We start from the raw sequence: 9616 nt of genomic DNA, 5'->3' as shown, positions 1-9616 counted from the left end.
GGCCCGGACGGCCCGGACGGCCCGGACGGCCCGGACGGCCCGGACGGCCCGGACGGCCCGGACGGCCCGGACGGCCCGGACGGCCCGGACGGCCCGAGCCCATGCTGACGACCACGATCGATCCGCTCTCACGCCAGGCGATCGAGGTCGATCGGATCGTGCCCGCCTCGGGCAATCTGTCGATCGGCGGCCAGCAACTCTGGCTCGGCCCCGACCGGGCGGGCATGCCGATCACGTTGTGGATCAGCACCCAGCGGCTGCACGTGTTCACCACCGGCGGTGGCACGCTCAAGAGCGTGGCCTCCCGGCTGACCGTCAAGGACCTGGCCGCACTCCTCGCCTCGGGACAAGCCCGCCCGGCAACGGCCGAACCCGTTCCCGAGCCCGCGATCGCGGCGAGCGCCGTCGAGGTGGATCGGCAGGTCAGCTCGATCGGCACGGTCAGTCTGGCCGGCCGGGCCCTGTGCATCGGCGCCCACCTGGCCGGCCGCCGCGTCGTCGTGCGCCTGGACGGCATCACCGCCCGCGTCATGGACGAGGAACGCCTGCTGCTACGTGTCGTGCCCTGTCCGCTCCCGCTCGCCGAGTGCCTCACCCTGCGCAACGCCCGCCCCGCCGGACCACCGCCCGGCGCCTCGACCGAGCCCGTCACCGTCCAGCGGGTGGTCTGCAGCCGCGGACACTTCCAGATCGTCGGCCAGAAGATCCAAGTCGGCCGGATCCACGCCCGCAAGATCCTGGACGTGACCGTGGACGACACCCACATCACCGTGCACGACAACGGCGAACCCATCCGCGTCGTGCCCCGAACCACCACCCAGGAGATCACCCGGATCAAGTCTCAGGCGCATACTAAGAAGCGAAAGATCGGCTAGGAGTGTCAAGCATCATCCGATGCCAAAGCGTCAAGCATCAAGTGAGACCAGACATCGGCGTATGGCCGGTGGTAGAACGGCCTGTGTGGAGGATCGGCGAGATCGACTGAGGGCGCTGGGTGAGCTGCTGCGACGGCTGCGCAGGGATGCCGGGCTGACCGGCAAGGAACTCGCCGTGCGTGCTCAGGTCGCCCAGCCAACGATCTCGCGGATAGAGACAGGTCAGCTCCTTCCGACCCCTGACACGGTGGAACGTCTGTCGGCTGCGCTGGAGCTCGACGAGTCCGGGCGTACGGGGCTGGATGCCCTTCTCGTGCGGCTGCGTAATGAGGTGTCCCGGCTCAAGGGTGGGCTCGCGGGGCGTGAGACGGCGAACGCGGCTCGTTTCCGTTCGGCTCGTCGGGTGGTTGCGTTTCAGCCGGCGATGATCCCCGCACTGTTGCAGACGGCGGAGTATGCCCGACTGGCTCTGGCCATCGGCCGTGATGTCGATGAGGCGGATGCGGCCAAGGCTGCGGCGGTACGGCTGGAAGCGCAAGCCGTGTTGTTCGACTCTGAGCGCGAGTTCTCCTTCCTCCTCACCGAGGGGGCGGTGCGTACCTGGCCCGGCTCCCCTGCGTTGATGATGGCGCAGCTCGACCGGCTCGCCCAGGTGTCCACCCTGTCTCAGGTTGGGCTCGGAGTAGTGCCGTGGACGGTGGAGGCACCGTGCTTCCCCCTGCATGGCTTCACGATCTTCGACGGCTCCACGAGCATCGTTGACAGTCTCACAGGTGACCTCACTCTGACCGATCCCGAGGAGATCGGGACGCATGTGGAGACCTTTGAGGCTTTCGGGTCGGTTGCTGTGTACGGCGAGGCGCTGCGGGCCTGCTCGCCGACATCGCCGGCGACTATCGGAGCTTGGAGTCCCGCTTCACGTGCCCGCGACCGGGGAACCTGTCAGGTCCGAACTGGCCAGCCCGCTGTATCGCCACGAAGAGGAGTAGCCGTGCGCGTCGGCTTCGCCACCGAAGCGGCTCCAGGCCGCGACAACGAAGACTATGCCGCCGCCACCCCCGATATCGCCGTCCTCCTGGACGGAGCGGGAACCCCACCAGGTTCCGAATCCGGCTGTACGCACGGCGTCGCCTGGTACTCACGGACACTGGGCTCCACCTTGGTCGCATCAATGACCCAAAGCGCCGAATCCTTGACCGACACGCTCGCGGACGGAATCAAGACCGTCGCCTCACTGCATGACAGCACGTGCGACCTGGCCCATCCGGGCACCCCCTCCGCCACCGTGATCATGCTCCGGTGCACGAGTGACGCCCTTGACTGGCTCGTCCTGGCCGACTCCACGCTCGTGCTCGACATCGGCGAGCCGGAACCCATGGTGATCACCGATGACCGCGAAGCCCACGTAGGCGCCCGCTACCGGGCAACCGTGGACGCCCTCGACTCCGGCAGCCCCGAACACATCGCAGCACACCGCGCCTACGTCGAGGGGATGCGCCACCACCGCAACCGCGACGGCGGATTCTGGGTCGCAGCCATCGATCCCCTAGCCGCCGAACAAGCCCTGGCCGGCACCATCCCCACGAGCCGCGTCCGGGCCGCAGCACTCCTCAGCGACGGCGCCACCCGCCTCATCGACCGCTTCGAGCTAGCAACCTGGCAGCAGGCCATAAACATCCTCGACAGGCAGGGACCTTCCGGCCTCATCCATGAGGTTCGCAAGGCCGAGCAGTCCGACCCGAACGGCTCCCGCTGGCCACGCGGCAAGACCTTCGACGACGCAACCGCCCTCTACTGCCGATTCTGAGCAGCCTCGCGCAGGGCGTGATCAATGATCCCGTGCAATACCCTCTCGCACGCCGAGGCCCATCCGTAGCTTCTAGGAAGATCGAAAACCCAGACATCTGACCTGGGAGCGGCAGAGCCAGCAGACACTGTCCAGCTAACCCGATAAACGGTCACGTGGAACGCGCAGGCGAAGCCTGCGCCTTCTCAAATAGACGTCTGAGCGAAGCGAAGTCCTCCAGGGGTCGGGGCTCCGGCCCCATTGGAAGAAGCGCCTGAGCGCCCCGATGGTCTGGGAGGCGGTCCTTCAGCTGGTAGCAGCTGGAGTTCGACTACAACGCCAACGCGATCGAATCGTCCATTGTGGAGTTCATGCGCGCTGTGTTAGCTGCTCTGTGTGCCCTGGCTCGCCTGCGTGGCCGGGTTGGGGCGGCCGGCGGCGGTGTTCAGCCAGAAGGCGCCGCGCAGGCCGTGGAAGATGGCCATGACATAGGTGCCGATGGCGATGGAGATGGCGGCGGTCAACGGGTGGCTGGGCATATCGGCCCAGAGTACGAAGAGACCGGTTAGCAGGATTCCGGTCGCGCCGGCGAGTGCGTTGCGTAGGGGCGAGTTGCCAAGCACGTTCGGGAACTCCTCACCGACGAGGCCCTTGATCAGGTGGGGTAGCGCGTTGGTGCCCATGAGGCCGGCGAGGAAGGAGAGCGCGATGGTCTGAAACATGATTCCCCTGGAGTTCGGTCTACAGTCGTTGACTGAAACCTAGCAGCGGTTCGAGCCTTGAGTCAACGCGTGTAGACTGAGCCGGTGGGTTCCGCACCTGTTTCCCGGGCTGAGCAGCGTCGCCGTACCCAGGATCGGATCATGGTGGCGGCGCGGAGGTTGTTCGCTGAGCATGGCTATGATCGGACGACGATTCGCGCGATCGCGGCCGAGGCGAAGACCGATCCCGGCCTGGTCATGAGGTACTTCGAGTCGAAAGAGAAGCTCTTCGCCCAGGTCGCCGTGGTTGACCAGCACGAACCCATTGGCGGAACCCCTGAGCAGGTCGCTGAGCTGCTGCTGGCGGCGCTGGGTGCGAAGGTCACGGCGGAGCCGGTCGGCGCGCTGGCGGCTGTTCGGTCGATGTTCACCCATCCGGAGGCCGCCAAGGAGGTGCGCGAGGCGATGCTCGCCGAGCAACGCCAGGCCGCCGAGACGGTACCAGGGGAGGATGCGGACCTGCGGGCGGGGTTGATCGGCGCGCTGACGTTGGGGACCGTCGTTGGGCGGTACCTGTTGGGCCTGGATGGGCTGCGGGACGCGCCACCGGAAAGGATCATCGCGTTGCTACGTCAGTCGTTCCACGCGATTGTTCATGGCGATCCGGAGCCCGATCCGACTGAGCGTTCCCACTGAGATCGATAGCCGGCATCGTAGGCAGGCGGTGCGCCGGCAGTAGGTCTGCGGGCGCCGCTGGTGAAGGTGCCGAGGAGACGCGCTTGCGATCAGTCCGAGACGTCGAGATGGACCGAGACGGCCTACCAGCTACGTCCTGATGCCACACGTGCAGGCAAAGATGCTCTTGCGAGAGAGGCTCTCAGGGACGCCGCGCCGCCAGGGGACACCTGGTCGGAGACTGTCCCCCAAGTGTCCCCCGGCCGTAGCGACGTTTCCGCAGTTCAGCCCATGTCCGGAGACACGGGGGACACGGGGGACACCAAGGGGGACTAATGGACAGGCTGTCCCTGCACGGAAGTGTCCCTGCTGTCCCCCGTGTCCCCGAGCGCGATTTGACCTGCGGTAACGCGCCCGGATCATCAGGGACATCCCAGGGACAGGGTGTCCCTGCTGTCCCTCGCCGGGACCCGTACGGCGGGGGGAAGGGGGCTGAAGGCGCTTCGCGCGTCTTCTGAGGCGCGCTCCGCGCGCGAAAAGCTGCTGTGAACACTCTCGGATGATCGCGGGGGTGAGGGTCGCGAGCCAGCCGCAACCGGTCGCGGTGGCGCGACCATTCCCGCGACCAATGAAACATGATCCGACCAGCCGAGATATCCGCAGGTCGCGGGTAGCGGCGACGGGCTAACGCGGCCCGAAACCGGCCGTATGGCACTGCCTGGCACCCTGCCGGCCGCGACCACGACCCCATGAACCGTCGATCGCCCCCGGCCACCTATCAGCCTCTGCACGTGGCCCGCCTCGGTCAACAGCACGACGTTCAGAGCGTTCTGGCGCGTACGCCTGCGGCAGGCAAGTGGCTGGATTAGTACCTGATCAAGAGCCTGGCCACCGACCCTCTCGACCACGACACCGACGACCGGGCCCGCCGAGAGCACGCGGCCCGCCTGGTCAAGGACCTGCGTGTCGAGCCGTGCTCGTCCGCCTGCGACACAGAGGTCAGCCGGCCCAGAGGAGGTCGATGATGCGCAAGGTTCGGGTCTCCTCATCGAGAATGAACGTCATCATCCCTTGGCCGTTGTCTCCGAAGAAGGCGTGTCTCACCGCAGACTGGCCGGGACGCTCCGCGACCGCGTCCCACGGATCGCGGAGGAGCTCAAGAAGACGTTCCAGCAGCGGGCCGTCGCGGACCTCGTCGGGAAGACCGTTCAGCTCGTAGAGGGCGCGTCCGTGGAAACCATCGAACTTGTAGCTCACACCCGGCCCTTCCACTCCGGCGGGGTGTAGCGAGTGAACATCTCCGTACGGTTCTGGAGAGCGTCCTGGACGGCCTCCTCGTAGCCCGGGCGAGCGTAAGCAATGGCACGCAGGCGCCACTGACGCAACAGCGTCTGCACCTGCTTGAAGCGGGCCAAGTCGTGCGCGGCCTCCAAAGCCTCGTCGTACTCAGCCCGGAACCGGGCACGGTGCGATGGCGGAAGCGCCTCGTAGATCGCAGCCGGATCCTCACCTGGATCACCGGGCGCAACGGGCTCCACAGGCTGAGCGGTCATACCGACCAACCTATCTTCCCGAGCATGAAAGCGCGCCATCATGCTCTCACTCAGTCACCCCCGCTCACAGCAGGAGAAGACCAGATCTCCGTTGGCCGGCGGCACCCGATTCTCGGCGCGGAATCGGAGAGCTGACCGCTGGTGGCGCAGCGGCCACGTTGGTCATGCTTCGGTCGTTTGAACCGGGAGAGGGCTTCGGCCCGCGGGGGCTCGTTCTTGACGAAGAAGCCATCAGTTTTCTTCACAGAGCTGGAGCCGATCTATGGATCGACGAGTGCGACTTATCGTAGGGCTGGCGATAGGAACGCTCGCCCGGTAACGGGCGGGGCCTCAAGGTGCACGAACTGAGCGCCGAACCTCATCGCCCTCCACCGCCGATAAGGTGATCAGCCACGTTGTTCGGTGGGCCGGGGCTGAGGAACGAAGCCCTGGACCGTCGATCGCCCCCAGCCACCTACGGCGGCTGACCACAGACAGGCGATCGTAAGGGCGGTACAGACCGCCGACGGTTTTACAGGGCGTGACCGTTCCTATCGACTCCATGCATCCGACCTGCGGTGCCATCTTGCTAGGCCGTCACAAGCACCAAGATCATTGCACGCATATTGCACGGCCCCCGGACGCCTTCATGAGAGGCTGCGCCCTGTAACACCTTATGGTCCCTCGGGTTCGAGGGAGATCATCCCGCGCATATCCTGCAGGCGATCCGATACCTTGACGATGTGTCGAGCAGCGAGCGTCATCTGTCAGACAAGGAGCAAGCTGTCATTCTGGCACTTCTTGCGCAGGACTTTCCTGGCGCGGACGAGCTTCGGGCTCAAGTCCCTTCGGCAGTTGTCGCCGGGCATTGTGGATGCGGATGCGCGACGGTGGATCTTCGCCCAGGGAAAGGCCCTTGCGCACTCAACCCTCCGGTGCAAGACGGCGTGCTGATCTCCGCGCGCGTGCAGGAGCGCGACGATGGTGTCTTGCTCTTCGTCGAGGGAGGCCACCTGTTGTGCCTGGAGATCTACTCCATCGAAGACGAGCCAGCCCCACTCCCTCGGCCGGAAGATCTCATCGTTGATGCGCCAGGCTCCTGGTAGTGCATCCCGCAAGGAAGCGCGCCCGAAAGGTCAACCTATGGAGCCGCGGATTAAAAGAAGGCGCTTCGATCAAGCTCGGCGGCTCTGACCTCGGCGTTCGGTGTCCGTGGATGTTCGCTGAGTTCCGCCGGTGTTCGCCCTCTTGGCTGTACAGCCAGGGCACCACTACCTGACCTTCTGTTTACAAGGTCCCCAAACGATCTTCAATGTCGTTCAGACGTGTTCGCCGGGCAGGTGGCTGGAGACTGCAACGTCCGTAGTAGTCCGCCAATGCTCGTGATCGTCCAGTCCGGTGGCTCCCAGGGTGGCTCCCACTTGAGAGCTCGTGATCCCCTCTGGTCGCTGACCGTACGGGCGCGCACATATATTGCACAGCGGGCCGCTGGCGCAGAACGCCCAGGACGCGAACGCAGAACCTGCGGATTAAAGTGTTGATACACCGAATCTCCGCGCCATAGGTTCCCTGGAGTGCTGAGCGATTTCCTTCATCCTGCCGACCGCGCCCAGTCGTGGGACGACTGCGACGCCGATGTCCGCGAGTATGTGACCGGCACGCCCGCGGCTGTCGGCATCCCACTTGTCGGCGCCTATCTGCACGGTTCCCTGGCAATGGGCTGCTTTTACCGCGCCAAAAGCGACCTGGACCTGCTCCTGGTCGTCGAGGAGCCGCTCAACGACCGGCAACGGGAGCACACCTCCCTCGCCCTGGCCATGCGAAGCGACCGGCGGCCGATCACTGGCGATCTCGAACTGTCCATCCTGACCCGCCGACAGGCGCGAGCAAACGAGCATCCGCGACCTTACGAGGTGCACTATTCCGCCGCGTGGACGGAGCGGATCCTGCTCGGCCAGATGGACTACAACGACCGGCATCAGGCCGATCCGGACCTGGCCGCGCACATCACCGTGACACGTAGCCGGGGCGTGACCCTGATCGGGGAGCCCCCGCAGGACGTCTTCGCGCCGGTGCCGGAGTCCGACTACAAGGCAGCCGTTCTCGAGGACCTGGCGTGGGCGCTCAAGGATGATCGCCTGCTGGAATCCCCCTATTACGGGGTGCTCAACGCGTGCCGCGTGATCGCGATGTTCGAAAGCCCCCCGGGAACCGTGCTGAGCAAGGAGGAGGGAGCCCTGTGGGCCCTGGAGGAACTACCCGAACGCCATCGGCCGATCGTGGAGCAGGCGCTCGCGTGCTATCGCAGCGCTCGACCGGTCTCACTTGAGGAACGGGAGACCGACGGCCATGCATGGAACGCCGACGCCCTGCGGGCATTCGCCGCCCACGCCCTACAGCACGCGGACAGGGCGGAGTGCGGGCCGTGCCGACACGTGGAAAACCCTCTCTTTCGTCTACGAGAAGCCGCGCGGTCATGCGTGCCTGGAGGTTTGAGCTTCCACTGCTCCTGGGGTATTGCGATCGTCTTGGCGACAAGCGATCCTCGCTGCGCCCTCGCATAGCCCTCTGGCCGGATCATCCCGTCGCCGTCGTCCCACCCGTCAGGGAAGCGGGCCAAGGGCCTGGGGTGAAGGTGGAGCCCCCAACTGGAGGAACGACCTTCGCCCCAGGCCCTTGGCCCGCTGGGCTTGTCCTGGGGCGATGGCGACGGGGCGCTCAAGGAGATGGGGCTCGCCGGCCTGCACTTCCACGATCTTCGCCACACGGGCAACACGCTCGCCGCGCAGTCAGGGGCGAGCCTGGCCGATCTCAAAGCACGGATGGGGCACGACAGCGATCGGGCGGCGCTCATCTACCAGCACGCCACCAAGGACGCTGACCAGCGGATCGCGGATGCGCTCAGCGCTCGTGTCGAGGCCGAATGGAAGAGGATGGGCCAGGATGGCTAATGGTCCGTTAATAGCCCGAACACCCCGTCACAAGATCAGTGGCGGGGTGTTTTGGCTGGTGGAGCCTAGGAGATTCGAACTCCTGACTTCCTGCTTGCAAAGCAGGCGCTCTGCCAACTGAGCTAAGGCCCCTCGACGAAGATAGCTTACCGGTCCGCGACACCCATCTGCTGCCTGCTCAGGTCTTCGCTCAAGATCAAGCCAGGGAAGTCCGCGATCGAGTCCAAAATGTGCGTGGCGCCTCCCTTGAGCAGCCGCTCCCGGCTGTGTACCCCCGTCATCACCCCAGCCACAACAGAAGCACCCGCTCGACGACCACACAGCATGTCGCTTTCCGAGTCGCCGATGACCGCCACCTGTCGTACATCCTCGATGCCCAGGCGGAGTACGGCGTGCAGGACCATGTCGGGCCAGGGGCGGCCGCGGCCGCCGGCGTCTTCGGGGCAGATGGCGAGGTCGATCTTGTCGTGCCAGCCGAGCACGCTGAGGACGCGGCTCAGGGTGACGCGGCTGAAGCCGGTGATCAGGGCCAGGCGCACGCCGGAGCCGCGGAGTTTGTCGAGGACCTCGATGACGCCGGGCATGGGGACGAGACCTGCTCGGTCGAGCGCACCCTCGTACGAGCGCTCGAACGTCAGGTTCGCCGCCTGGGCCTGGGCCTCGTTGCCGGGGAAGATCCCTCGGAAGACATCGATCTTGGGGCAGCCCCGGGACCGGTGCACGTGCACCATGGCACGCGCGTACGCTCCGGTCCCGGGGACGATGCCTTGAGTGGCTATCGCTTCGGCGAAAGCACGCTCGACCATGGCGATGTCACCGACTGTTGTGCCGGCCAGGTCCAGGCACGCCAGCTTGATGGGGACGACGTCACTCATCGCCTCGCCAGGTCGATCAGTTCTCGCTGCCGGTGGCCTCGGTCCAGAGATCGAGCTCGGCGCGATCAGCCTGCACTTTGCGCCAGACCAGCAGCCCCCCAAGGGCGATCAGCGCCAGAACGACAAGCTTCTTCACGGTGTGACCCCACTTCTTCGACGGCCTCACCTGCCGGGGTGAGACCCAACGGTTGACATGCAGCCTAGCAAGGGATGGCTGCGGT

At 65.9% G+C, this 9616-nt stretch carries 10 protein-coding genes and 1 tRNA gene; 5 read left to right on the top strand and 6 right to left on the bottom strand.

Annotation, left to right across the window (positions count from 1 at the left end):
* The first annotated feature begins 101 nt into the window (after positions 1-101).
* Positions 102-875 (top strand): hypothetical protein, encoded by a 774-nt coding sequence (locus tag AB0B91_RS52320; protein WP_358338276.1) that lies wholly within the window; start codon positions 102-104, stop codon positions 873-875.
* Between the two features lie 85 nt (positions 876-960).
* Positions 961-2682: a helix-turn-helix transcriptional regulator gene (locus AB0B91_RS52315; protein ID WP_358338273.1), complete on the top strand. Its 1722-nt coding sequence runs from the start codon at positions 961-963 to the stop codon at positions 2680-2682.
* A gap of 362 nt (positions 2683-3044) precedes the next feature.
* On the opposite strand, the gene AB0B91_RS52310 is transcribed toward AB0B91_RS52315, so the two are convergent.
* Positions 3045-3383 carry a hypothetical protein gene (locus AB0B91_RS52310; protein ID WP_358338270.1) on the bottom strand — a complete coding sequence of 113 codons (339 nt, stop codon included), beginning with the start codon at positions 3381-3383 and terminating at the stop codon, positions 3045-3047.
* Between the two features lie 84 nt (positions 3384-3467).
* On the opposite strand from AB0B91_RS52310, the gene AB0B91_RS52305 reads away from it, so the two are divergent.
* Complete coding sequence (locus AB0B91_RS52305) at positions 3468-4058, top strand: TetR family transcriptional regulator (RefSeq protein WP_358338267.1); 591 nt, start codon at positions 3468-3470, stop codon at positions 4056-4058.
* 978 nt (positions 4059-5036) lie between these two features.
* Here AB0B91_RS52305 and AB0B91_RS52300 read toward each other — a convergent pair.
* Both AB0B91_RS52300 and AB0B91_RS52295 read right to left on the bottom strand, forming a co-directional pair.
* Entirely contained in the window at positions 5037-5294 is a 258-nt protein-coding gene (locus AB0B91_RS52300; protein WP_358338264.1) for a hypothetical protein, read from the bottom strand.
* On the bottom strand, positions 5291-5590 hold the full coding sequence (locus AB0B91_RS52295) for a DUF6247 family protein (RefSeq protein ID WP_358338262.1): 300 nt from the start codon (positions 5588-5590) through the stop codon (positions 5291-5293). Before AB0B91_RS52295 ends, AB0B91_RS52300 begins: the two co-directional genes overlap by 4 nt.
* Positions 5591-7143: 1553 nt before the next feature.
* On the opposite strand from AB0B91_RS52295, the gene AB0B91_RS52290 reads away from it, so the two are divergent.
* Both AB0B91_RS52290 and AB0B91_RS52285 read left to right on the top strand, forming a co-directional pair.
* On the top strand, positions 7144-8133 hold the full coding sequence (locus AB0B91_RS52290) for an aminoglycoside adenylyltransferase domain-containing protein (protein ID WP_358338259.1): 990 nt from the start codon (positions 7144-7146) through the stop codon (positions 8131-8133).
* A gap of 126 nt (positions 8134-8259) precedes the next feature.
* Positions 8260-8520: a tyrosine-type recombinase/integrase gene (locus AB0B91_RS52285; RefSeq protein WP_358338256.1), complete on the top strand. Its 261-nt coding sequence runs from the start codon at positions 8260-8262 to the stop codon at positions 8518-8520.
* Positions 8521-8576: 56 nt separating this feature from the next.
* On the opposite strand, the gene AB0B91_RS52280 is transcribed toward AB0B91_RS52285, so the two are convergent.
* The 3 genes from AB0B91_RS52280 to AB0B91_RS52270 all read right to left on the bottom strand — a co-directional run bounded on the left by AB0B91_RS52280 (position 8577) and on the right by AB0B91_RS52270 (position 9531).
* Positions 8577-8652 (bottom strand) — tRNA-Ala (locus AB0B91_RS52280).
* A 14-nt stretch (positions 8653-8666) separates the two neighbouring features.
* Positions 8667-9395 (bottom strand): HAD-IA family hydrolase, encoded by a 729-nt coding sequence (locus AB0B91_RS52275; RefSeq protein WP_358338253.1) that lies wholly within the window; start codon positions 9393-9395, stop codon positions 8667-8669.
* 16 nt (positions 9396-9411) lie between these two features.
* Positions 9412-9531 carry a DLW-39 family protein gene (locus AB0B91_RS52270; RefSeq protein ID WP_214635294.1) on the bottom strand — a complete coding sequence of 40 codons (120 nt, stop codon included), beginning with the start codon at positions 9529-9531 and terminating at the stop codon, positions 9412-9414.
* Positions 9532-9616 lie beyond the last annotated feature (85 nt).

Origin of the sequence: Nonomuraea sp. NPDC049141, from assembly GCF_040648415.1 — a bacterium.
Lineage (GTDB): Bacteria > Actinomycetota > Actinomycetes > Streptosporangiales > Streptosporangiaceae > Nonomuraea.
Note: the sequence above shows the minus strand (reverse complement) of the source record. Positions and strands in the feature narration are given on the sequence as shown.

Coding starts and splice junctions, on each gene's coding strand:
- AB0B91_RS52320 (WP_358338276.1), top strand. CDS start 102: ATGCTGACGACCACGATCGATCCGCTCTCACGCCAGGCGATCGAGGTC.
- AB0B91_RS52275 (WP_358338253.1), bottom strand. CDS start 9,395: ATGAGTGACGTCGTCCCCATCAAGCTGGCGTGCCTGGACCTGGCCGGC.
- AB0B91_RS52310 (WP_358338270.1), bottom strand. CDS start 3,383: ATGTTTCAGACCATCGCGCTCTCCTTCCTCGCCGGCCTCATGGGCACC.
- AB0B91_RS52295 (WP_358338262.1), bottom strand. CDS start 5,590: ATGACCGCTCAGCCTGTGGAGCCCGTTGCGCCCGGTGATCCAGGTGAG.